At 39.9% G+C, this 23,034-nt stretch carries 30 protein-coding genes; 20 read left to right on the top strand and 10 right to left on the bottom strand.

Going from position 1 to position 23,034, the window contains the following annotated elements:
* The first annotated feature begins 426 nt into the window (after positions 1–426).
* The 3 genes from CL181_RS07150 (at position 427) to rpl12p (ending at position 2,379) form a co-directional block, all read left to right on the top strand.
* Positions 427–1,068: a 50S ribosomal protein L1 gene (locus CL181_RS07150; protein ID WP_097298617.1), complete on the top strand. Its 642-nt coding sequence runs from the start codon at positions 427–429 to the stop codon at positions 1,066–1,068.
* Position 1,069: 1 nt separating this feature from the next.
* Positions 1,070–1,990: a 50S ribosomal protein L10 gene (locus tag CL181_RS07145; RefSeq protein ID WP_097298616.1), complete on the top strand. Its 921-nt coding sequence runs from the start codon at positions 1,070–1,072 to the stop codon at positions 1,988–1,990.
* Between the two features lie 74 nt (positions 1,991–2,064).
* Positions 2,065–2,379 carry a 50S ribosomal protein P1 gene (gene rpl12p, locus CL181_RS07140; protein WP_097298615.1) on the top strand — a complete coding sequence of 105 codons (315 nt, stop codon included), beginning with the start codon at positions 2,065–2,067 and terminating at the stop codon, positions 2,377–2,379.
* 79 nt (positions 2,380–2,458) lie between these two features.
* Here rpl12p and CL181_RS07135 read toward each other — a convergent pair whose 3' ends face one another.
* Both CL181_RS07135 and CL181_RS07130 read right to left on the bottom strand, forming a co-directional pair.
* Positions 2,459–2,764: a hypothetical protein gene (locus CL181_RS07135; RefSeq protein ID WP_097298614.1), complete on the bottom strand. Its 306-nt coding sequence runs from the start codon at positions 2,762–2,764 to the stop codon at positions 2,459–2,461.
* A gap of 14 nt (positions 2,765–2,778) precedes the next feature.
* Complete coding sequence (locus tag CL181_RS07130; protein ID WP_097298613.1) at positions 2,779–3,738, bottom strand: hypothetical protein; 960 nt, start codon at positions 3,736–3,738, stop codon at positions 2,779–2,781.
* Between the two features lie 200 nt (positions 3,739–3,938).
* Between CL181_RS07130 and CL181_RS07125 the strand changes: the two genes are divergently transcribed.
* From CL181_RS07125 to CL181_RS07115, 3 genes are all read left to right on the top strand, one after another.
* The gene (locus CL181_RS07125; protein ID WP_097298612.1) at positions 3,939–4,703 is read left to right on the top strand and encodes a hypothetical protein; all 765 of its coding nucleotides are present in this window, start codon (positions 3,939–3,941) and stop codon (positions 4,701–4,703) included.
* A 65-nt stretch (positions 4,704–4,768) separates the two neighbouring features.
* Positions 4,769–5,923: a formate--phosphoribosylaminoimidazolecarboxamide ligase family protein gene (locus CL181_RS07120; RefSeq protein WP_097298611.1), complete on the top strand. Its 1,155-nt coding sequence runs from the start codon at positions 4,769–4,771 to the stop codon at positions 5,921–5,923.
* A gap of 11 nt (positions 5,924–5,934) precedes the next feature.
* Positions 5,935–7,317 carry a mannose-1-phosphate guanylyltransferase/mannose-6-phosphate isomerase gene (locus tag CL181_RS07115; protein ID WP_097298610.1) on the top strand — a complete coding sequence of 461 codons (1,383 nt, stop codon included), beginning with the start codon at positions 5,935–5,937 and terminating at the stop codon, positions 7,315–7,317.
* Positions 7,318–7,352: 35 nt separating this feature from the next.
* On the opposite strand, the gene CL181_RS07110 is transcribed toward CL181_RS07115, so the two are convergent.
* From CL181_RS07110 to CL181_RS07090, 5 genes are read right to left on the bottom strand one after another with little or no spacing between them, the layout of a single operon-like run.
* Entirely contained in the window at positions 7,353–7,604 is a 252-nt protein-coding gene (locus CL181_RS07110) for a hypothetical protein (RefSeq protein ID WP_097298609.1), read from the bottom strand.
* A 3-nt stretch (positions 7,605–7,607) separates the two neighbouring features.
* Positions 7,608–7,952 (bottom strand): DsrE family protein, encoded by a 345-nt coding sequence (locus tag CL181_RS07105; protein ID WP_097298608.1) that lies wholly within the window; start codon positions 7,950–7,952, stop codon positions 7,608–7,610.
* A gap of 3 nt (positions 7,953–7,955) precedes the next feature.
* A complete protein-coding gene (locus CL181_RS07100) occupies positions 7,956–8,258 on the bottom strand; it encodes a DsrE family protein (RefSeq protein ID WP_097298607.1) in 303 nt (100 codons plus the stop codon).
* On the bottom strand, positions 8,255–8,479 hold the full coding sequence (locus CL181_RS07095; RefSeq protein WP_097298701.1) for a sulfurtransferase TusA family protein: 225 nt from the start codon (positions 8,477–8,479) through the stop codon (positions 8,255–8,257). The genes CL181_RS07100 and CL181_RS07095 overlap by 4 nt, the downstream gene beginning before the upstream one ends.
* A 5-nt stretch (positions 8,480–8,484) precedes the next feature.
* Positions 8,485–9,294: a molybdopterin-synthase adenylyltransferase MoeB gene (locus tag CL181_RS07090; RefSeq protein ID WP_097298606.1), complete on the bottom strand. Its 810-nt coding sequence runs from the start codon at positions 9,292–9,294 to the stop codon at positions 8,485–8,487.
* A 164-nt stretch (positions 9,295–9,458) separates the two neighbouring features.
* Here CL181_RS07090 and CL181_RS07085 point away from each other — a divergent pair, with 164 nt between their 5' ends.
* On the top strand, positions 9,459–9,872 hold the full coding sequence (locus CL181_RS07085; protein WP_141398829.1) for a hypothetical protein: 414 nt from the start codon (positions 9,459–9,461) through the stop codon (positions 9,870–9,872).
* On the opposite strand, the gene recQ is transcribed toward CL181_RS07085, so the two are convergent.
* Positions 9,869–12,265 (bottom strand): DNA helicase RecQ, encoded by a 2,397-nt coding sequence (gene recQ / locus CL181_RS07080; protein WP_255251472.1) that lies wholly within the window; start codon positions 12,263–12,265, stop codon positions 9,869–9,871. The genes CL181_RS07085 and recQ overlap by 4 nt on opposite strands.
* A gap of 21 nt (positions 12,266–12,286) precedes the next feature.
* On the opposite strand from recQ, the gene CL181_RS07075 reads away from it, so the two are divergent.
* On the top strand, positions 12,287–12,778 hold the full coding sequence (locus CL181_RS07075; protein ID WP_097298603.1) for a DUF5658 family protein: 492 nt from the start codon (positions 12,287–12,289) through the stop codon (positions 12,776–12,778).
* Between the two features lie 130 nt (positions 12,779–12,908).
* Here the strand turns inward: CL181_RS07075 and CL181_RS07070 are convergent, their stop codons facing one another.
* Entirely contained in the window at positions 12,909–13,487 is a 579-nt protein-coding gene (locus CL181_RS07070) for a hypothetical protein (protein ID WP_097298602.1), read from the bottom strand.
* A gap of 123 nt (positions 13,488–13,610) precedes the next feature.
* Between CL181_RS07070 and CL181_RS07065 the strand changes: the two genes are divergently transcribed.
* Together CL181_RS07065 and CL181_RS07060 are read left to right on the top strand one after the other, a co-directional pair.
* On the top strand, positions 13,611–14,747 hold the full coding sequence (locus CL181_RS07065; protein ID WP_255251469.1) for a glycosyltransferase family 2 protein: 1,137 nt from the start codon (positions 13,611–13,613) through the stop codon (positions 14,745–14,747).
* A gap of 8 nt (positions 14,748–14,755) precedes the next feature.
* Positions 14,756–15,652, top strand: a complete 897-nt coding sequence (locus CL181_RS07060; RefSeq protein WP_097298601.1) for a glycosyltransferase family 2 protein — start codon at positions 14,756–14,758, stop codon at positions 15,650–15,652.
* Positions 15,653–15,656: 4 nt separating this feature from the next.
* On the opposite strand, the gene CL181_RS07055 is transcribed toward CL181_RS07060, so the two are convergent.
* On the bottom strand, positions 15,657–16,682 hold the full coding sequence (locus CL181_RS07055; protein WP_097298600.1) for a glycosyltransferase family 2 protein: 1,026 nt from the start codon (positions 16,680–16,682) through the stop codon (positions 15,657–15,659).
* Between the two features lie 117 nt (positions 16,683–16,799).
* On the opposite strand from CL181_RS07055, the gene CL181_RS07050 reads away from it, so the two are divergent.
* From CL181_RS07050 to CL181_RS07005, 10 genes are all read left to right on the top strand, one after another.
* Positions 16,800–17,273 (top strand): dTDP-4-dehydrorhamnose 3,5-epimerase family protein, encoded by a 474-nt coding sequence (locus CL181_RS07050; protein ID WP_097298599.1) that lies wholly within the window; start codon positions 16,800–16,802, stop codon positions 17,271–17,273.
* A 17-nt stretch (positions 17,274–17,290) separates the two neighbouring features.
* Complete coding sequence (rfbB, locus tag CL181_RS07045) at positions 17,291–18,247, top strand: dTDP-glucose 4,6-dehydratase (RefSeq protein WP_097298598.1); 957 nt, start codon at positions 17,291–17,293, stop codon at positions 18,245–18,247.
* Positions 18,202–19,041 carry a dTDP-4-dehydrorhamnose reductase gene (gene rfbD, locus CL181_RS07040; protein WP_255251468.1) on the top strand — a complete coding sequence of 280 codons (840 nt, stop codon included), beginning with the start codon at positions 18,202–18,204 and terminating at the stop codon, positions 19,039–19,041. Before rfbB ends, rfbD begins: the two co-directional genes overlap by 46 nt.
* Positions 19,038–19,760, top strand: coding sequence for a sugar phosphate nucleotidyltransferase (locus CL181_RS07035; RefSeq protein WP_097298597.1), 723 nt, complete (start codon positions 19,038–19,040; stop codon positions 19,758–19,760). The genes rfbD and CL181_RS07035 overlap by 4 nt, the downstream gene beginning before the upstream one ends.
* Positions 19,761–19,839: 79 nt before the next feature.
* A complete protein-coding gene (locus tag CL181_RS07030) occupies positions 19,840–20,562 on the top strand; it encodes an ABC transporter permease (protein WP_255251467.1) in 723 nt (240 codons plus the stop codon).
* 450 nt (positions 20,563–21,012) lie between these two features.
* A complete protein-coding gene (locus tag CL181_RS07025) occupies positions 21,013–21,219 on the top strand; it encodes a hypothetical protein (protein WP_097298595.1) in 207 nt (68 codons plus the stop codon).
* Position 21,220: 1 nt separating this feature from the next.
* Positions 21,221–21,709, top strand: coding sequence for a PIN domain-containing protein (locus CL181_RS07020; protein WP_176505104.1), 489 nt, complete (start codon positions 21,221–21,223; stop codon positions 21,707–21,709).
* Positions 21,710–22,033: 324 nt separating this feature from the next.
* Positions 22,034–22,459: an ABC transporter ATP-binding protein gene (locus CL181_RS21370; protein ID WP_097298593.1), complete on the top strand. Its 426-nt coding sequence runs from the start codon at positions 22,034–22,036 to the stop codon at positions 22,457–22,459.
* 33 nt (positions 22,460–22,492) lie between these two features.
* The gene (locus CL181_RS07010; protein ID WP_097298698.1) at positions 22,493–22,687 is read left to right on the top strand and encodes an antitoxin family protein; all 195 of its coding nucleotides are present in this window, start codon (positions 22,493–22,495) and stop codon (positions 22,685–22,687) included.
* Positions 22,672–23,025, top strand: coding sequence for a PIN domain-containing protein (locus CL181_RS07005; protein WP_097298592.1), 354 nt, complete (start codon positions 22,672–22,674; stop codon positions 23,023–23,025). Before CL181_RS07010 ends, CL181_RS07005 begins: the two co-directional genes overlap by 16 nt.
* Positions 23,026–23,034: the final 9 nt, after the last annotated feature.

The raw sequence follows: 23,034 nt of genomic DNA, 5'->3' as shown, positions 1-23,034 counted from the left end.
TTTTTGGTTTTTATCGAAATTAGTGCTATCATATTATTACAATAATTAAAATTCAACTTTGAAATGTGTCTATTTAAGTATAAAATCAACATTGTACCCCTTTATTCCTGTATAACTATCTTAGTACTACTTTATTCACACCAGCTTATTTATGGGTGCTACTTAATTTAGAGGAATGGAGCAAAAGATAATACATTTTACCAAACGGCTGGAATGATAAATCAGGCAGGTTGGAGAGTGGGGATTTCACTTTTAATTAGCTTATGGTTTTTTCGGGTGTACTTTAAAAATTTACGCTGTTGAAATCTTAAATTGTTTGATTATATTGCTCACTTAACCGATAGCTTAAAGTACTTTATAGTAGAAAAGAGTACTCCCCTATCATCCGTAGGAGACAATAGTCGAATAACTACGGGAGGAATTATATTGGAACATGAAAAAGTATTAGAAGCTGTCAAGCAGGCTCTGGAAAAGTCTCCGGAGCGAAAATTTGCAGAAAGCGTTGATCTGGCTATCAACCTTAAAAATCTTGATATGAACCAGCCTACAAACAGGCTTGATGAAGAAATAATCCTGCCAAACGGCCTGGGAAGACCTATAAAGATCGCGGTATTTGCAAAAGGTGATACTGCCCAGAGGGCGAAAGCTGCTGGTGCAGATTATGTTTTTGATCCCGAAGAGATAAGTATTCTCGGAGAAGACAAAACACGAACAAAAAATTTAGCAGAAGAAGTGAATTTCTTCATAGCAGAAGCAGCATACATGCCTCTGATCGGTAAAACCCTTGGCCAGGTGCTTGGTCCCAGGGGGAAAATGCCTATACCATTGACCCCGGATAAGGATGTCGTTCAGGTAATAAACAAGTCCAAGAACTCAATAAAAGTAAGGTCCAAGGATAAAATGACATTCCATATTGCGGTGGGTAAAAAGGATATGGATCCTGTGAAATTATCCCAGAATATCGAGGCGATAATCAACCGTATTGAGCACAGGTACGAACGCGGCATGTATAACGTCAAATCGATCTATGTAAAATCCACAATGGGGCCGGCAATAAAGGTGGTATAAAATGTCAACTGAACTAGTACACCACAGTATTCATATCCCAAAATGGAAAAAAGATGAAATTGAGGATATAAAAAGACTTATAACGACTCATTCTTCAGTCGGTATTGTAGGAGTTACAGGAATTCCATCTAACCAGCTCCAGCTGATGAGAAAGAGCCTGCGCGGTATTGCAGATCTCAAGATGTGCAGGAATTCTCTAATTGACCGTGCGCTTGCTGAATCATCCGATGAAGTTAAGCAGATAAACAAATATGTTGAAGATCAGACCGCGTTATTATTTACTAACGAGAATCCTTTCAAACTCTTTAAGATCCTGGATAAAGGAAAGACCTCTGCACCAATGAAGCCAGGAGGCATCGCTCCAAAGGATATAGTAGTCGAGAAAGGACCGACTTCTTTCCCACCCGGCCCGATAGTCGGAGAATTGACTGGAGCAGGAATCCCGGCAGGCATCGAAGGTGGAAAAGTCGTTATCCGCCAGACAAAGACCGTGGCTAAAAAAGGCGATGTTGTTGATGCAAAACTTGCATCTATCCTTTCACGCCTTGAAATACACCCCATGGAACTGGGCCTTGACCTTCGTGCTGTTTATGAAAATGGCATGATCTATGAATCAAAGATCCTGTCGGTCGATGAGACCACTTATACAAATAATCTGACGTTGGCAGTCCAACATGCATTCAATTTGTCAGTCAACTCAGCTTATCCGGCTAAAGCAACTATCAGCACACTGCTCACAAAGGCAGCATCGCAATCAAGGAATCTTGCAATAAATGCTGAAATCATGATGCCGGAAATCATCGATGTACTGCTTGGAAAAGCAAATGCGCAGATGATGTCTATTGCCAGATTGGCAATGGCAAAAGACGCTAACTCCGTCAGCAGCAAAATAAAGGAGAAGGTTGCAGCAGCACCCAAGTGAAGAAAAAAACAAAAAAAAGATTTATAACGGGCTTTGGCCCGTTATTTGGTTAAATTCAATAAAAGGTGATTAAAATGGAATACGTATATGCAGCGCTATTATTACACAGCGCAGGAAAGAAAGTAACTGAAGAAGGAATAACCGCTGTTATCAAAGCAGCAGGTGTTGAAGTTGATGCAGTAAGGGCAAAAGCACTCGTTTCAGCCCTTGATGGAGTCAATATCGAAGAGGCCATTGCAAAGGCAGCATTTGCAGCCCCGGCAGCAGCAGCCCCGGCAGCAGCAGCAGCGGCAGCCCCGGCAGCAGCTGAAGCTCCAAAGGCAGATGAAAAATCCAAAGAGAAAGCTGAAGAAAGCGGAATGGAAGGCCTCGGCGCCTTGTTCGGTTAAGAAGAATTCATATTCTTCTTAAATTTTTTTCTTTTTTTTCGTTTTTTAAAAAAGAAAGGTAAATGCTCCTGCATCTACCCTAAATGGTATCCAATAAGGAAATTTCCATATTCATATCATTAAACGTAGTATCTATTGCAGATAGATTACTTTCTGTCCCAAAAAGGTCATCAGGTGCCGGTGAAACTGCCGGTGATCCTGCTGACGGAGTTGCAATTACCGGAGTTACAACTGCTCCGGGTGTAACTGCTGCTTCACCAGGTTCACCAGGTGAAACCGATGTCTGGGCAGGGGTCTGTCCAGTTGTTTCAGCCTGATTCTTATCAACGCAACCTGAAGCTGAGGCCGCTACAACCAGCACTATTAAGATATAAATCCATTTCATATTTTTATTCTCCTTTACTTGGCAGTAAGTGTAGTAGTGGCTTCACCGTTTATTTCCAGTTCGCCTTTCTCACTAACTTTTACTTTTCCACGGGCAAGTTTTCTGAATTCTTTACCGAATTCTATCAACTGTTTGCCTGCTTCTTTCAATCTTTTGATCGTATCTCTTTGTAGTTCATTTGCCTTTTTAAGGAAATCCCTGGCATCTTTTTCATTCGTAACAGTGCCATCTGCAGCAAATCCGGAATGAGTTGCAAATAAAGCCACTGTTTGGGCCTGGATGTCTTTTGCTTCTTTTACCTTGTTCTTGAATTCTGCTGCATCGGACTCAAGTTCTTCTGTATCTGTACCGTTAGCTTTCAATTTTGCAACAGCATCATCCACTTTTGCTGAAACGTTATCTGTCTGGTTTATAAAATTGTCGATCCTGTGGTTTAGCACCATTCCCATGAAATAACGTGTTTCAAGATTTATCTTAGCTACAATTCCTGCCAGTTCTTTATGGGCAGCTCTAATTTCATCGATAGTAGTTGCCTGGCTGACATTTCCTTTCATCTGTTCAAGCTGTGCAGTATGTGCATCAATGATCTTTATAGCATCAGAGGCCAATATTCCTTTATTTTCAGGATTATCAAGCCTGTTCTTCATTACCTGAAGTTGCGCTTCGGTATGGTTTATTGCCCTGAGGATATATTCCCTGGCCTTTTCCATCAATTCTTCTTTTGACCTGTTATCTGATTTATTGTCTCGTACATTTTTAAATTTCTTGTTAGCCTCCTCAAAGAGTTTTTTCGCATCTTCGAATTGCTTTCTTGTATTGTCGAACTTTTCTTTTTGTACCTGGTATTGCTCTTTTGTTTTTTCATACTGTTCTCTGGCTGTTGTCTGTGCCGCAACACTTCCTGAGAATAAGCTCAGGATGAACAGCGCCAGGATCAGGGGTGTTAATATCCTGAATATATTTGTGGGTTTCATGTTTTTTCCTCCTTCTATATTTCAACCGCATTCGCGATTGCATACCCAATACTATAATGACAGATTACATAAATATACTTTTATGTGATTAAAAAATTAAGTTTTTTTATGCATGATAATTCTTTACAAAACATTATAAACGCTTTTTTGGCTTTATAATAAACTATATATACCATATTTTGAGATTAGAATATGTGTTCATGAAAAGACGAATTATTTTATTGATAATTCTAATAACCATCCTGATCTCTGGCGCCCAGGCAGCAAAGGTATACGGCAGCATATATGAATGGTCAGAACTTGATAAGCCCCTTAAGAATGCGATAGTGGAAATAGAAGAAAATTCCACCAGGATGCAATATAAAGTTTCCGGAGATGGAACATATTCTTTTGATATTTCACCTGGAAGTTATGATATCAAAGCTAAATATTATTACAATAATATCCTGGAATTATCCGGTGAAGAGAAACTCCGGATAAACAATCCTGATGATTCAAAGAACCTTGATCTTATTCTGTTTCCACCTATTGATTCGGATTATGAGTATCTCGGGAATATAAGCCTGACCGGGGAATTAGACACAAAACAGGCGGATTACACAAATTATATCATAACTTTTCTCACTGTTCTTGTTGCTTTAATTATTATTTCGGTTATTATCTTTATATGGAAGAAAAAAAAGAAGCCAGCCGTTCCAATAATCGATGAACCTGTACCTTTGCCTCCCGAAAAGCTAGAGAAAAAAGAAGAAAGTAGCCGGATCGAACTTCCCGATGACCTCAAGGAACTATATGATATAATATTGAAAAAAGGCGGAAGAATAACCCAGAAGGACTTGAGAAAAGAAGTGATATATGGTGAAGCAAAGGTCAGCCTCATGATCGCCGACCTTGAAGACCGGGGTCTGATCAAAAAGATCAAGAAAGGACGTTCGAACATAATAATTGCTGAAAACATAAAATAAAATAAACACAAATTTTTGTGTTTAAAAACGCAACATTCATGGACTCTTAAAACTTACAGGTGAGTATGATAGAACGGAAGGAAATAACCGAAGTACTATGCGAATATGATATCAGTGAAACTACGATAGGTGTACTGGCATCACATTCGGCACTGGACGTATGTGATGGGGCAGTAGAAGAGGGTTTCAGGACATATGCAGTATGTGAGAAAGGACGGGAAAAAACCTACACACAATATTTTAAGGCCCACAGAATAAATGGCAATCTCATTCGGGGAATAGTTGACAGCGCTGATATTTATTCTAAATTCAATGAGATAATGAAGCCGCAGAACCAGAAAAAGATGAGGGAGAAAAATACGATCTTTATTCCAAACCGCTCTTTTACATCGTATTGCGGGATAGATGAAATTGAAAATAATTTCAAGGTTCCAATGTTCGGAAGCCGAAACCTTCTCAGGAGCGAAGAGCGGGGAGAGGAACGGGATTATTACTGGCTTCTTGAAAAAGCAGGACTTCCGTATCCGGAGAAAATAGCAAGCCCTGAAGATATCGACAGCCTTGTTATGGTGAAATTACCTCATGCTGTTAAGAAACTGGAACGAGGTTTCTTCACCGCAGCATCTTTTGATGAATACAGGAAAAAATCAGAGGCCTTCCTGAAACAGGGGATAATCACAAAAGAAGCGCTTGCAAGCGCCCGGATCGAGAGATATGTCATCGGGCCTGTATTTAACCTTGATATGTTCTATTCACCACTTGAAGAAAAGATGAGCAGGGTAGAGCTTCTCGGTATTGATTGGCGCTTTGAGACAAGTCTTGACGGACATGTTCGTCTTCCTGCTCCCCAGCAGATCGCGTTGAACGAACGCCAGCTTACTCCTGAATATACAGTATGCGGCCATAATTCCGCGACCTTACGTGAATCTTTACTGGAGGATGCATTTGAACTTGCTGAAAAATATGTCAAAGCAACCCAGAAATATTATGAACCCGGAATCATTGGACCGTTCTGTCTTCAGACATGCGTTGACAAAGACCTTAATTTCTATGTTTATGATGTGGCGCCGCGTGTTGGCGGAGGGACAAATGTTCATGTTTCTGTAGGGCATCCGTATGGTAACACGCTCTGGCGCAAACCCATGAGCACCGGAAGGCGAATGGCAATGGAAATAAGAAAGGCGATCGAACAGGAAAGAATAGAAGAAATTGTGACATGATTTAAAAAGATATGAACAGCATTAAATCCATAATACTTGCAGGCGGTTCGGGCACACGCCTGTGGCCTTTGAGCAGGGAGCAATATCCCAAGCAATTCTTAAAACTTGAAAACACATCGCTTTTCCAGAAAACTGTGTTGCGGTGCCTTAAGTTATCTGATCCTTCCGGGATATTTGTTGTTACAAATGAAAACCAGAAATTTTTTGTTTCAGGACAGATGGAAGAACTCAGGATTGAAATTCCAAAAGAAAACATATTGATCGAACCACAGGGAAAGAATACACTTCCGGCAATATGTTTAGGTATGAATGAGATAAAAAAGCAGTATGGCAAGTGTGCTGTGGGCGTTTTCCCCTCTGACCACCTGCTTGACATAGAAGCTATCGATAAAATAAAAAGTGCAGAAAAATTGTGTTCTAAATATCTTGTGACTTTCGGGATCACACCTTCTTCTCCTCATACCGACTATGGTTACATAAAACCGGGGAAAAATTTTGAAACCGGTTCCAAAGTTCTTGAATTCAGGGAAAAACCCGGATTAGAGGCTGCAAAAAAATACATACAGGAAAAATGTCTCTGGAACAGCGGCATGTTCATGTTCGAAACCGGAGTCTTTTTCAAGGAACTTAAAATACATGCGCCAGACATTATATCAGCCTTCACGGATGGAAAGAATATCGAACAAATTTACAGTGAACTTCCATCCATTTCGATTGACTACGGGATAATGGAAAAGTCGGATAAGGTGGCTGTTGTAAGGCTTGAATGTAAATGGAGCGACCTTGGTGACTTTGATTCGATATTCCAGGAAACGGGCAAGAATGAATTAGGAAATGCAGTTTATAATTGCGATGATATGTCTTTGAATTCCAGGGGAAATCTCATATATTCCAAGAAAGATAAGATCGTATCACTTATCGATGTAAGTGATATGGTTGTGGTAGATACATCTGATGCCCTTCTCGTTTCCCCCAGGAAATCATGCCAGAAAGTCAAAAATATCGTGACATCACTTAAGAAACAGAATAATAATAAAGCATTATTCCACCTGACGGTGTACAGGCCATGGGGCTCATACACGATACTGGAAGAGTCAGAAAGACATAAGATCAAGAACATTACAGTAACACCTGGTAAAAAACTCAGTCTTCAGCTTCACAATCACAGGAGCGAACACTGGGTAGTTGTCACAGGAATGGCATGGATCCGGGTTGATAATAAGGAATTTTATTTACGTAAAGGAGAAAGCACTTTCATCAAAGCCGGAATCAAACATAGATTATCAAATCCCGGAACAATACCGCTTGAAATTATCGAGGTGCAGCTTGGTGATTATGTGGGTGAAGATGATATTGAAAGATTTGAGGATGATTTCGGAAGGGTCAAAGAATAAGGAACATTAAAAATTGTGGCAAAAATGTGGTTCTATTACCATGACACCACTTTATCATATTCAAATAGCATCTGTGCTATCCTCTTAAAATCCACACATCCATGCTTCGTGATCCCTCTTGCCCTGGCATCAGCTTCACAGGCATATACTTGAAGTTGAATATCAGGATTCGCGTAAACAGCATCATGCAAGAGAAGAACTGCCACCTCATGCTCATTACTCTGGGATCTGGCTATCTCAAGCGGGGTAGCATCGTTGGGGTTTCTAATAATATGTAGTATCTTCATAATTTAGAATGGAATAACAATATCTGATTCGTTAATTGTTCGGATTATCTCTTCACGTTCAACACATTTTATATTTTCAAGAATCTCCTGGATCCCTCTTTTTTCCATTGAAGGCTTATCTGCCAGCATGCTGCATTTAAGCATGGAAAGCGCCCCGAATTCTCTTACAGGATGAGGAATATTGATCAATTCGGGTTTTGTGCGGGTTGCTGTATAAACTCCATCGTCTATGAAAATAACCGTGACCTTATCCTCCCGAAGCGTCAATCCCACACTCATGCGCAGCGCCTCGGCATTTCTGCGTATATTAAAAGGAAGGTTTCTTACAATCACGGTTATTTTTTTCATAAATCATCCGAACGATATGAACCTGTCAGCACTATTTGCAATACAGGCATGGTCATACTGGCTTCCGAATAATATGCCATCCACTTTAGCGACTCTTCTTTGTTCTGCATTAAATGCGCAAATGGTTATTTCAACGCCTTTGTTGATCAATTCTGCAAATTCTTTTTTATTCACGTTATAAACGCCATCATACATCAGGAAAATAGAGACATCATGACCCTGCTCCCTTGCAGCTTTGCTTATTTCAATAACAGTATTGGTATTCTCATTCTCAGGGCTTGTGGTCAGGAGTATCCCCAGTTTCATGCTTTTTTTATCCTTACTTTCCAGAGGCGATCGCCTGTTTGCTCAATACCCATTATTTTATGACCTTCATTTTTCAGGCTTCGTGGGACATTCTCAACAGCAGGTGCATGGTCAAAAAATACGACCAGTTCCTCGCCGCTTTCTACTTCTTCAAGTTTCAGTTTCGTTTTTACAAAGGTGTAAGGGCAAACCTCACCCTTCAAGTCAAGTTCAATTGTCATATTATTCACCATATTCTGCATGAATCCCCATATATCTCTTCCTGTATTGAGGTTATCTTTGGTACTTCACCGCAAATCGGGCAGTTCTTGTTCCATCTCATCTTGATCTCATCGAAAGTCATATTCAGCGCGTCATAATAAACGAGACGACCCACAAGCAGTTCTCCAATTCCAAGGAGATATTTCACGACTTCAGTTGCCTGCATTACACCGATTATTCCAGGCAGGACGCCAAGTACGCCTGCTTCCTGGCAGCTCGGCACCATTCCGGGGGGAGGAGCATGTTCGAAGAGGCATCTGTAGCATGGTCCCTTGTGGGGGATAATGGTTGTGACCTGTCCCTCGAACCTGTATATGCTGCCGTGAGACAGAGGTTTATTTGTGATAACACATGCATCGTTAACAAGATACCTGGTCGCAAAATTATCAGAGCCGTCAACTATCATGTCATATCCATTGAAAATATCGATAACATTATTAGCATTCAGCCGCTCAATATAGGTTTTCACTTCGATATCAGGATTGAGATTGTTGATGAATTGTTTTGCAGATTCAGCTTTTGACATTCCCACATTGCCGCCATGTATGACCTGTCTCTGGAGGTTGCTCAAATCCACGGTGTCATCATCGATAATACCAAGAGTCCCGATGCCTGCTGCTGCAAGATATTCAATTATTGGTGCGCCAAGACCCCCTGCACCTATGCATAATACCTTTGATGAAAGCAGTTTTTTTTGTCCTTTCCCACCTACTTCAGGTAATATGATATGACGCGAGTATCTTCTTATTTGTTCTTCATTGAATCCGCCTAACATTGTTTTATCACCACATTATTACTGTGAGTTCTATTTGAACCTATGAAGTATTACTGGGATAAATAATTTTTGGTAATTTTCTTACGATAGGTTTATCCATTAATCAGATAAACTTTACATTTATGCAAAACCTGAATATATTTTTGATTGCTGCAACAGGATTGATGATCATTGTTTCAGGCTGCATGAGTAATCAAGATGCTGAGCAGAAGCAGAATTTAACACAGAATATCACCAGTTCTCCCAAACCAGCTATAACGGCAGATGTAGGAATGGGCCATGTCATATTAAGTCACAGGGGTGGTGATGAAATACCTATGAATAATTTTACCATAATTATCGAACAGGGGGAGATATATTTTATTTATGAGAAATTAGGCAAGCCTGATGAAAAATTTGAAAAAGGTGATATCCTTGACCTCACCCCCAATAACGTATATTTAAATGATAGAATAATAAATGCCAAAATTTCAGTTAACAGCTCGGGTGTTATAGGAAATGAAACAATTATTACACTTCTTTCGAATGGAAACAAATTTGCAAAAATTGTTTCAAGGTATGAATTTTTTGAACGTTAAACCTTCTTCATCATCATAGCCCTTACCAGCCTTATTTCACCATACGAGAAATTATCCCCCAGTCTTTCTTTTATTGGCTTTAAGGCATGCCCTCCTATTTCGGTTAAAGCGCTCAAAATCAATTCGACCTTTTCTTTCTTTATTAACTTCTCGATTTTGATATTTTCACCGGACAGTATCAATTTTTCGATATGGAGATATATAGTATTAAGGGATAAATTCCTTTTTAATGTGATCTCATCAAGATTCATACCTTGATCCAGCATTTCAAGGGTTATGGATTCACTTGATTGCTTTTTAACCTGATAGCCGCATGAATCCTGTTTTTCACAAAACCTGCGAATCTCACTTATAAAAATGCCGCCGTAGCTTTCAAGTTTTTTATCTCCTACCCCGGTGATCTTCCTGAAATCCTCAGGATTGCATGGATGGCGCGATGCCATCATTTTCAGGCTTGCATCGTTAAAGATCATATAGGGAGGCTGGTTCCGGGCATCTGCCAGGGTTTTCCGTAATATCCGGAGTTTCTCGAACAAAGCATCATCGGCTGTATCCTCCTCAATTTTAGAATTATGCTCGATTAAACCTTGCTTTTCGATAGTCAAGGGTTTTACAAGGTATATTTTTTCATTTTTAACCCCACTCCATGACAGCGATAAAATATCCCGGCTTTTCTGGTTCAATTTGATGACCGGGTATTCTCCTTCAACTTTTAAATATCCGCGCTGGATAAGTTCTCTTATAAACCCATGCCACATTTTCTTTGGCAGGTTTTTTCCTGACCCATATGATCTTAATGAAGTATGCCCATTTTGCAGGAGCCTGCTGCCCTTTCCCCCGGTAAGCACATCTATAACATAATTTATCCCAAACCTCTCACCCATTTCATCGATGCAGGAAAGTATGGTCATTATTTCAGCTGTTGCTTCGATTTCCTCCTTTGGCAACAGGCAGTTATCGCAGCTCTTGCAGTTATTTTCTTTGAAATCCTCTCCAAAATAACCCAGCAATAGTTTTCTTCTGCATAGATTTGTTTCAGAGAAATTTATTATATCATTCAGCTTATTTTGTGCAATTTGTCTTTCCTTTTCATTAGATATCTGTTTTAGAAAATACTCGATTTTTTGCCGGTCGCCATAACTATAAAAAAGCACGCATTCGCTTTTCAATCCATCCCTCCCTGCACGCCCTGTCTCCTGGTAATATGCCTCAAGATTTTTAGGAAGGTCATGATGTATAACAAAACGGATATTGGGTTTATCAATGCCCATCCCGAAGGCGACTGTGGCCACAAGTACATCAACGTCGTCTTTTATGAACTTTTCCTGGTTTTGACTCCTTTGATTCGCAGATAAGCCCGCATGATATGGAAGCGCCCGAAATCCCGCACTTTTCAGGCCTTCCGTAATAGTTTCCACGTTTTTCCTGCTATAACAGTATATTATGCCTGATTCACCCGGCTTTGTTCGCAGGATTTCCACAATCTGCCTGAATGCATCCTGTTTGGGTCTGACATAATAGATCAGATTCTCCCTGTTAAAACTGGCAAGATATCTTTTGCAATCGGAAAGGGCAAGCTGGGTGGTGATATCATCCCTGACTTTCGGGGTAGCGGTTGCAGTTAGCGCTATTATCGGAACATCCGGAAAATATTGCCTTATCTGCTTTAACTGCCTGTATTCAGGTCTGAAATCATGTCCCCATTCTGATATACAGTGGGCTTCATCAATAGCGAACAGGCTTATGTCAAGCCCCTTCAGGAAGGATAGAAATGATGGTACTGTAAATCTTTCCGGAGCAATGTACAGCAATCTGATATTGTTCTGTAAAAGAGCGGATTTTATTTTTATAATATCCTGATAACTCTGTGAACTATTTATGAATTCAGCAGGAATGCCATTCATTCTCATGCTGTCCACCTGGTTCTTCATCAGTGAAATAAGAGGTGAGATAACTATTGTCAGTCCTTTAAAAAGCAGTGAAGGATACTGGTAGCACAGCGACTTTCCCCCGCCTGTGGGCATAAGCACAAGTACATCATTTCCTTTCAGGACATCAAGGATTATATCCTTTTGAAGCTGGCGGAATTCAGGGTATCCGAAATACCTCCTGAGTATATCATAATCGATAACAGGGTTCCTTCTATTAGAACCTGTATCGATTTTTTTCTGATCTTCAAAGGTTTTCAATTTCGGGCACAGGTCAAAAAGCCCTTCGTCTTTTAATCCGCACTTTTCTAATGCTTCGCATCTGCCGCACGCCTGCATAGGAGGTATACATAATCTCAATGACAATAACGGTTTCCATAGACAGCAAATCCATTGGCATTCCTTATTTCCTTCGAAGTTATGATCATTATTGTTATCATAATATTCATATACTATCTTATGCATTGAACTTCTTAAGAGGACACAATGACCGAAAATGTTGAGAAAGGGTTCTTTATCGAACTGCTGGAAATTATTAAGTTAGCTACGATATTTGCCATACGAAAAATGAGTTTTCAGTCCGTACTTTTTTTTATGGCTTTCCTGACTCTTGGGTTAGGCGATGGTATTACGTCCGCCTACATGATGGAAAAACTGGGTGCAGATGCAGAGATAAATCCCATTATGAGACTTGTTTTTCTGGAACATGGCATTGGAGGGATGATGATGGCCAAGATATGGCTTACTCTGATGTTACTGTTTGCGGTTTATGTAGTCCAGTTGAAATCCGATGGCCATGCATTCTGGACAGTGAATGGATTTCTGATCGCACTTACAGCAGGAGGGATTCTTGCGATGAACGCAAACCTGAGCGCAATTAATGGATTAGTACCATCATCTCCCGGGGAAATAATTGTCATATATATGGCCCTTGTATTATTACTGACAGAAGCCGGGAGTTATATAGATACCCACTAAGAACCTATCCGAAAAGTTGAAACCACAAAGAACACAGAGAGCGCAGAGATTTTTAAACATATCTCTGTGTTCTCGGTGGCCTCTGTGGTTCATTCGGAAATGTAATATTGATTGATTTTTCGGATAGGCTCTAATAACCGATTGCAACAACTTTAAAATGTTCCATCCTTTTAATCCATCTTTCGCCTGTACCTATCTCTGTATGGCATTTTGAACATTTATCCGTATGGCAGTTGTTGCAGAAAACTCCTCTTGGCCTGTGAACAGTGATCAAATTGCCTTTGCTTGGCAGTAGCGGATCTGGATAATCATGGCAATTGTTGCATGATATGCTGCCGTTAGAATAGACCGGCTTACCAGGGCTTGTCCCATGGCATTTTTCGCATGTAACGTCGTTGTTGATCGGGTGTTTCTCATGCGATATTTGATGGCAGGAAAGGCAGTAGGCGCCTCCGTTGACGTGAGGACCGGCACTTTCTGCCTGGGGTATGGAGGGTTTGCCTGACATGTGGCATCCTTCACAAACATCTTTGGATACAATAACCGTATAGTTATTTACAGGCTCAGACTGCTTGTTCAGGGCTTGTCCTTCCGGAATTGTTTTGGGTTCGGTCTGTTTTTTCCCGGATTCCGGACTTAATGCAATTAATAAAAGCACGACGGCTGCCGCAAATATGGTTACATATATAATTTTTTTATCTAGTTTCATTATTTGGTTTAATTTTATATGTTATTTTACTATATATCTTTTTTTGCAATTATAAGATTAAAAAAAATCGCATGTACAGAATACCAAACAAAAAGATATTTCATCTCCAAAGATATGCTGGGTATGATGAGCCCACCCCTTGTATCGATTATAATCCCATGCATGAACGAGGAAAAGACCATAGGAGTGTGCATCAAGAAAGCATTGTTAGCACTGGAGAAAGAAAAATGGGACGGGGAAATAATTATCTCGGATAATTCTACTGATAACTCCAGGAATATCGCAAGGTCACTTGGGGCAAAAATCGTAATACCCAACAATAAAGGATATGGAAATGCTTTCCTTGAAGGATTCTGGCATGCAAAAGGAACATACTTCTTGCTTGCGGATGCAGATGATACCTATGATCTTTCTGAAACAGCAAAGTTCCTGAAACCTCTAATGACAAATGATGCGGATTTTGTAATGGGCACAAGGTTTAAAGGCCAGATCAAAAAAGGTTCTATGCCATGGCTTCACAGATACATTGGAAATCCATTATTAACAGGTATTCTTAATGAACTTTTTAAGACAAATCTCAGCGATTCCCATTGCGGCATGAGATCGATTACAAAGGAAGCGTACGATATGCTTGATCTTACAAGTGAAGGGATGGAATTTGCAAGTGAAATGATAATAGAAGCTGCCAGGAAAAAGTTGCGAATAACCGAGGTACCTATTACATATTATCCCAGGCTGACGCCCTCCAAACTCCACTCGTGGGGAGACGGATGGCGCCATTTAAGATTCATGATGCTTTACAATCCTACGCCATTTTTTTCGATCCCGGGATTGTTAATATTAATACTTGGAATATTTATGACCCTGACATTATCAATTCGCGGGAATGTTGGAACAACAAGCCTGCATTCATTTATACTTGGTTCGATGCTGCTGATCATTGGCACCCAGACGATAGCCACCGGCAGCTACATGAAAGTTTACGGGATGGTTCATAACAGGATCGACAAAACCGGTTTGACCGCTAAAATACTGGATTATCATTCACTTGAGTTCGGATTGATGTTTGGAATTGCATTATTGTTTGCGGGCCTTATCCTGGGCTCAGGTGTGATCCTGAAATGGATAGGATCGGGATATGGTTCACTTTCCGAAGTGGGAACAGCAGTAACATCAATGACAATGGCGGCGCTCGGGATCCAGGTCATATTTTCGGCACTAATTATAAGTATATTTATTCTTGAAGATAAGGAAAAATAGTATAATTTATGGAAAATATAAAATTATCAGTTGTCATCCTTACAAAAAACAATGGTACAACTATCGGAAAAGTCCTGCAACAAATCCAGGCGCAACAAATCCGTAATGATTATGAGATCATTGTTGTTGATTCGGGGTCAAGCGATGATACGATACAGAAGGTATCCGGATTTGATGTAAGATTTTATACAATACCACCAGGTGAATTCGGACATGGCAGGACCCGGAACCTTGCATCTGAATATGCTACAGGAGACTATATTGTATATCTTTCTGCTGATGCAATCCCTGAAAATAAGAACTGGCTTGGAAATCTCGTAAGTAGACTTGCCATTGAAAATGTTGCAGCGACCTTTGGAAGACAGATCCCTTATAAAAATACACCACTTATGGAACGATTTTTCATTCTAAGGAATTATCCTCCTATTTTAAATGAACCGTATTCAATAAAAGATTTCAATATGAATGCGTTTTTCTCAAACGTAAATTCTGCGATCAAACGTTCTGTATGGACAAATATAAAATTTAACGAGGAACTCATCATAAGTGAAGATCATGACTGGGCAAAAAGAGCAAATGAGCTTGGATATAAAATAGAGTATGTCCCGGATGCAGCAGTATTCCATTCCCATAATTACAGCTTAAAACAGGTATTTAAGAGATATTTTGATTCAGGAGTATCATTCTCCCAGATGCGTATGAAACCAGCAGTTCTCAGTAATGGGATCAGATATTTTATAGATGAAATAATATATGTGGGGCGGGAAAATTTCATCAAAATACCGTATGCAATATGCTACGACATTTCTAAATTCACTGGATTTTTTTTTGGGTTGCGCCATAAATGGATCCCCGGATCAATTAAGATACATTTGAGCATGCATGCATATTACTGGAAAAAGTGAATCATCATATTCGCTCATGACTTTTTATTATCCATCGATCGAGCCTGGAAAAATCTGCACCATTTGATCGTAATTTCATTCGCTGGTTCAATATATGAGGAAGTTTTGCATACGCTGACAACTTTGCCCGGAATACTGCAAATAAAATAGATCTGAAACTGTAATTTAAAACAGGTTCTTCCTTTTCCGGAGTCTTTCCAAAGAATGCTTTTATAAATAATATTAAATATCTAAAATAATAAATATTCGTGAATGGGAGTTGGATAAGAAGCATCTTGACCGGAAAATATTTCCACATATTCCAGAGCTTGTTCCTTTCGATAAAGAATATTTTAAATGGTGAAGAACTTTTGGCTGTTGCGGAATGCATATGATATACAATAGCATCAGGCACGAAAATACATTTCCAACCAGAAAGATGCATCCTGAAAGATATATCCACATCCTCAAAATATGCAAAATACTCTTTATCAAAGAGACCGATCTCATCAAGCATTTCCCTGCGGTACAGGGCTGCTCCGGCGCAGGGGCCAAAAATTTCTTCCATTATATCGTACTGCCCTGTATCTTTTTCTTCTCTTCCCCTGTCGTATGCATTTCCATTCTGGTAAATAACGATGCCTGCTGAATCTATTATGTTCCTTGCATAATAACGCAGCATCTTTGAACCACAACACCCTATGCCTGGATCGGATTCCATGACCTCCACAAGACTTTTTATCCAGTTATCATCTGCCTGGGCATCATTGTTAATGGTGGCTATGAATTCTCCCCCTGAAATCCTGATACCGCTGTTCACGCCTTCCGCAAAGCCAAGATTAGCGGCATGTCCTAAAATGACGACACCTGGAAATTCATTTCTTACAAAATCAATTGACCCATCAGAAGAACCGTTATCTACAAATATGATCTCAATATTTTTATAAGTTTGTCTTACCAGGGATGAAAGGCATGTCTCAAGATACTGTTTTCCATTCCAGTTGAGAACGATTATGGAAACAGTTCCGATAACAGTTCGTTTGGGAGTCATCGAAGCATATAATGGAAAAACTAATATAATAGTATAAGCCTTTTATTTATTCTTCTGGCAAAGTTATTTAATGAATACAATAAAACAGTTATATCTGGATAGGATATTATAGGAAATATGAAAAACATTGACGGTGTAGTCATAAAAAACCTGAAAGTCATTCCTGATGAGCGGGGCTGGCTTATGGAAATCCTCAGGTGTGACGATAAGATATTTACCAAATTCGGGCAGGTTTATATTACTACTGCTTATCCCGGGGTCGTAAAAGGCTGGCATTATCACAAGAAGCAGACCGATAATTTCACATGTGTACATGGCATGATGAAAGTCGTCCTGTATGATGGGAGGGAAGAGTCACCGACATATAAGAATTTAATAGAATTGTTCGCCGGTGAAAAAAATCCGATACTTATCAGCGTTCCTCCGGGTGTATATCATGGATTCAAAGGCATTGGCACGCAAACAGCATATTTCCTCAGTATTCCCACCCTGCCTTATAATTATGAAGAACCTGACGAATACAGATTGCCTCCCGATTCTAAGGAAATCCCATACGATTGGGGACTTGCACCCGGATTAAAACACGGTTGAATTTGAGAGTGAGGAAATTGAAATTACTTGTAACGGGCGGTCTTGGTTTTATCGGGAGCAACTTTGTCCGGCATATGCTTGTAAAATATCCCGGGTATGAGATCATAAACCTTGATAAGCAAACGTATGCAGGAAATCCGGATAATCTCAAGGATATTGGAAAAAACCCGAACTATACGTTCATCCGCGGTGATATCTGCGATTCAAAAGTAGTAAATGAGCTCATGGAAAAAGTTGACCATGTGGTGCATTTCGCTGCTGAGAGCCATGTTGACCGGTCTATCGATGATGCATCTGTTTTTGTTAAAACCAATGTTCTTGGCACGTTTACACTACTTGATGCTGCATTAAGACACAATATACGAAAATTTATTCATATCTCGACTGACGAGGTATACGGAAGCATAACCAGGGGCTCGTTTGTGGAAACTGACATCCTGACTCCTTCAAGTCCTTATTCTTCAAGTAAGGCAGGTTCTGATCTTTTAGCCCAATCTTACTTTATCACCCATAAGCTGCCTGTGATCATTACCAGGTGCACCAACAATTTCGGACCATACCAGTATCCTGAAAAGCTTATACCTCTATTTATAACGAATTTGCTTGAAAACCTGAAAATTCCGGTCTATGGAACCGGAAAAAACGTGCGCGACTGGATATATGTTCTTGATCACTGCAAAGCAGTTGATTTTATTCTTCACAAAGGCAGTACCGGGGAGATATACAATATCGGTGGAGGAGCTGAAAAAACAAATATTGAGATCACAAAAAAGATCCTTGAGATGCTTAAAACGGATGGATCTATGATCGAATATGTTAAAGACCGGCCCGGACATGACCTTCGATATTCGCTTGATTGTTCAAAACTCACGAAGCTCGGATGGGAGCCCGAACATGACTTTGATGAAGCCCTGGCATATACTGTAAAATGGTACATCGAAAATCGCTGGTGGTGGGAAAAATTAAAACAATGATATTCGGCGCAGGCGGGATGCTGGGAACGGAACTCTGTCAGGTATTTCCTGATGCTGTGAAACTCAAGCATAGTGATATTGATATCCGGGATAAAGAAGCGGTCATCGACTCCATTTCGAGGGCTGGACCGGATGTTGTTATCAATGCTGCAGCGTATACTGCCGTGGATGACTGCGAAGATAATCAGGAATTGGCTTTTGAGGTAAATGGCAAAGCTCCCGGATATATAGCGCAAGGCTGCTCTATCACCGGTGCAAAATTCATTCATTACAGCACGGATTACATATTTGATGGCTCCAAAAAGCAATATTTAGAAACAGATGCATCCGGTCCGATCAATGTCTATGGTCATTCCAAGCTAATGGGTGAAAAAAATATAATTGAAAAAACGGATGATTTCAGGATTATAAGGACGTCATGGCTTTTCGGGTTACATGGTAAGAATTTTGTTGATACTATGATAAAATTGTCCGGACAGATGGATACTGTAAGAGTAGTAAATGACCAGTTCGGTAAACCGACGTATGCATCTGACCTTGCCAGGAAAACTGAAGAGATCATCGGACATCCGCCCGGAATATACCATATAACAAACGAAGGCGCATGTTCATGGTATGAATTCGCATCTGCGATAATAACAAATGTTAAGCCGTGCAGCAGCGATGAATTCCCGCGTAAGGCAAAGCGTCCTAAATACTCGGTCCTGACGAACACAAAAACAACTCCGATGCGGCACTGGAAAGATGCGCTTGCTGATTATTTAAATAAACGAAAAACTGTTGAGGTAACATGAAAGGAATAATACTTGCAGGAGGAACAGGTTCCCGCCTCTATCCTCTGACAAAAGTCACAAATAAGCATTTGCTTCCTGTTTATGACAAACCCATGATATATTATCCCTTGCAGACGTTGATGGATGCGGGTATCAAGGATATTATGATAGTCTCAGGGCGCGGCCATGCAGGGCATTTTCTTGAACTCCTGGGTTCAGGCGCCGATTTTGGCGTGCACTTTACTTTTGAGATACAGGAGCAGGCGGGGGGTATTGCGCAAGCCCTGGGGCTTGCTGAGGATTTTGCGGATAAAGAAGATGTGGCCGTTATCCTGGGTGATAATATATTCCAGGATAAGGTCTATAAAGCAGTAGAGTCTTTCAAGTCCGGGGCAAGGATATTCCTTAAAGAAGTCCCGGATGCCAAGCGGTTTGGCGTGGCCGAGATTAAAGGAAATAAGATCATTTCTATCGAGGAAAAGCCGAAAATGCCAAAATCAAATCTTGCTGTTACAGGATTATATATCTACGATCCATGTGTATTTGAGATAATACGCACCCTGAAGCCTTCGGGCAGGGGAGAACTTGAGATAACGGATGTGAACAATGAGTTCATACGCCTTGGTAAGATGGATTTTTCCATGCTGTATGGATTCTGGAGCGATGCAGGAACGTTCGAATCACTGTTCAGGGCGAGTGAACTTGTGCGGAAAATGAAATCAGAAAACCCGAATGAATGAAGATTATTGAATCGAAGGCAATAGAACATACCGAATCATCATGTATATATTTGAATATAAAGAATTAATTAAAAACCTCGTGATAAGCGATCTCAAGACAAAATATTCAAATTCAGCCCTTGGTTTTGTCTGGTCTATGCTGAATCCTCTTTTGATGATGCTCGTTCTTTATCTGGTTTTCAACAACGTCTTTCGCAATAACCAGGAGCATTTTGCGCTGTATATTCTCATTGGCCTGACAGGCTGGAGATTTTTTGCCCTTGGTACCTCAATGGCTATGTCCTCTATCGTGGGAAGATCAAGTCTTGTTACAAAAATCTACATACCCAGGGAGATACTCACAATCAGCGTTGTGCTGTCCGCACTGGTCAGCTCTCTCCTTGAATTCCTCGTGCTGATACCCCTTCTACTCATATTCGGCGTGGGTCTTTCGGCCACAATCCTCCTGTTCCCTGCTCTCCATGTCCTGTATTTTCTGATAGTGTACGGCATCGCACTTTCGCTTGCTTCTCTTTACGTCTATTACAGGGACATTAACCAGATATGGGAAGTCCTTCTGCAGATAGGTTTTTTCCTGTCTCCCATCGTTTACCCGATTTCACTGATACCTGAGGAATACAAGCTTTATTACATGCTGAACCCCATCACAAGGTTGATCGAAATGTACAGGGATACACTTTTATATGGAAGACTACCAGGATTCACTGATTTCGGCCTGGTGCTGGTGTTCGGGATCATTATGTTTGTCTTCGGTTCATGGTTATTTCGAAAGCTGTCTCCCAGGTTTGCAGAAGAGGTGTAACCAGACGGAGCAGCGTGCCATCAGTAGAAAACGTCTTTTAGCCTTCAAGAGTGGCGCTGGGGTTTCGAACCCCAGACCCCTGTGGACGCGCCGCCGATGGCGGAGTTTAACATAAGATTACAGGTTGCATTAAATGAAGCGCTGCGGCAGATATCGTGTCCAGGCAGTGATACACCCATATATAGTTGCAATATGATAATATTATCATGATTCAACAATTCATAAACCGGGAAGAAGAATAGCAGGCGTACTCACCCGCGACTCAGGTTCTGTCAAAATGAACAGTAGGATAGCCCGTTCCTTGAAATTGGGATTGGCTTCAACCCTGAACTCGCAGCAGAGGACAATGTCTACGGCGCCATTATGGCAACCATAATAGAATTATAGGATTTCTTAAATAAAGGGTATGCATATATAGATTAATTAGACCATATTTTGGAGAAAAATTTAATGACAGCAATAATTGTATCAGCCAGGGTTCATGGAAGAAATCTAGAATTGATAGATAGTCCGATAAATCTTGGTTTATCTGAAAATGAAGAACTATTTGTTGTTCTGAAGAAAAAAAAAGAATCACTGGTTGAGAGAACAGCCGGAAGCGAAATGGATGAAGGATTAATAGATAGTTCCATTGAATTGACAGAATCTGGTGAATAATTTGAAACAGGAGATAATACCTCCAGATTCAGATGTTTTTATTGATAGTAATATATTTACTTATCACCTTCTTGGACATAAGAGATATAGAGATTCTGTGAAAGATTTTTTGATAAAAATCGAGTCTGGAATATATACCGGCTATATCAATGAAGTTGTTGTTTCAGAAGTGTATCATAATTTTATTCGTGTTATAATTTGTGATAAATTTAACATACAACCGGTTGATTTCATAAGATTTATTAAACCAAATCCCGAAGCAATTGCTGAAGTGGACCTAAGTAAGGTTACAGCTATTCTTTCGATGAAAAATCTTCAGTTAATACACGGAATTAAGATCGATATGGTAGAGGAAAATATGAAAATGTATAATTTATTATCTTCCGATGCAATCCATTTATCGTCTTGCAAGCTCCAGAATATTGAATATATGGCAACAAACGACTCTGATTTTGAAAGAGTAGATTTTCTTAATTTGTGGATGCCTTGAAAAATTGAATTAATCATGGCAAAAACTATAATTATAATTGAATTAATATCTGGCGCTTCGCATATGTCAGGGCAACAACCGAAACCGAATCTATTGCAAATACAATAATTTTCCGGCGCTTCGCGGAAATCCCGATCAACCACCACATATAAGGAAACATAACCAAAGCATCATGAAAATAAAAGATAAGCTTTATGCATTATGTTATCGAATAATGATAGGTCATTCTGAAAAAAACCAAACCGCAGATGAACGCAGATAAACGCAGATTTAATGCATCGGTATTTATTAACGTATTCTGTTTATTAAAAACTAAACTCATCAATGTTCGACCTCCAAACCCCCAAACAACCATCTGAAGACGCAATCATAGTCCAGAACGTCTCCAAGCACTTTCGCATTCCGCACGAGAAGAAAACAAAGCTATTAGAACACATCACCGGCGCACTAAAAGGTACCACTTCAACCTACGAAGAATTCTGGGCAGTAAAAGACGTCAGCTTCACAGTAAAAAAAGGCGAGACCCTGGGCATCATCGGCGAAAACGGAAGCGGAAAAAGCACCCTTCTGAAGATCATAGCAGGCGTATTGACTCCAGATTCAGGCAGCGTAAAAGTGAACGGCAAAATTGCTCCCTTCCTGGAACTTGGCGTTGGCTTCAACCCGGAACTAACAGCAGAGGACAACGTGCGGCTTTACGGCGCCATCATGGGGATGTCGAATAATGAGGTTCAGGAACATGAAGCTTAAAAATTTTTCAAGCAGTAAAATATGGTGAATAAAATGACAGAAGTTTTTGAATGTATATACGAAGGTGGTGTATTTAAACCACTTGGAAAAGTGATTGAAGTAAAAGAAGGGGAGAGAGTCAAAGTAAGAATAGAAAAAAAGATCGATTTTGAACCTATTAAATTGAAAAAGCGTATCACAATCGATAAAATTATGAAAATAAGGAATGAATTATGGACATCTTCTTAGACACTTCTTTTATCATCAGTCTTTTATTAGAAACTGAAAAGACTGAAGGTACAAGAAAATTTTTTAATGAAACATCAGATTCTTTTATTACAAGTGTTTCTGTGTACGAAGAAACATTTTTTGTTGGAATAAAAATGATAGCTGAGGATAGGTTGAACATTGTAAGCTCATATTCTCTTAGAGACTATATAAAAAAAAGTGGATATGATTTTGCAGATATATTTTTTAATTATATGCGTGAAGTATTCAAATCAGTACAAATCGTTCATGATACAAATGATCTAAAACTTATTGAACAGGCTGTCCCAAAACTTCCTATTTTTAAAAAAAATCACTAGTTCTACATT

The organism is Candidatus Methanoperedens sp. BLZ2, from assembly GCF_002487355.1.
GTDB lineage: Archaea > Halobacteriota > Methanosarcinia > Methanosarcinales > Methanoperedenaceae > Methanoperedens.
This window is presented reverse-complemented; position numbering and strand designations above follow the sequence as displayed.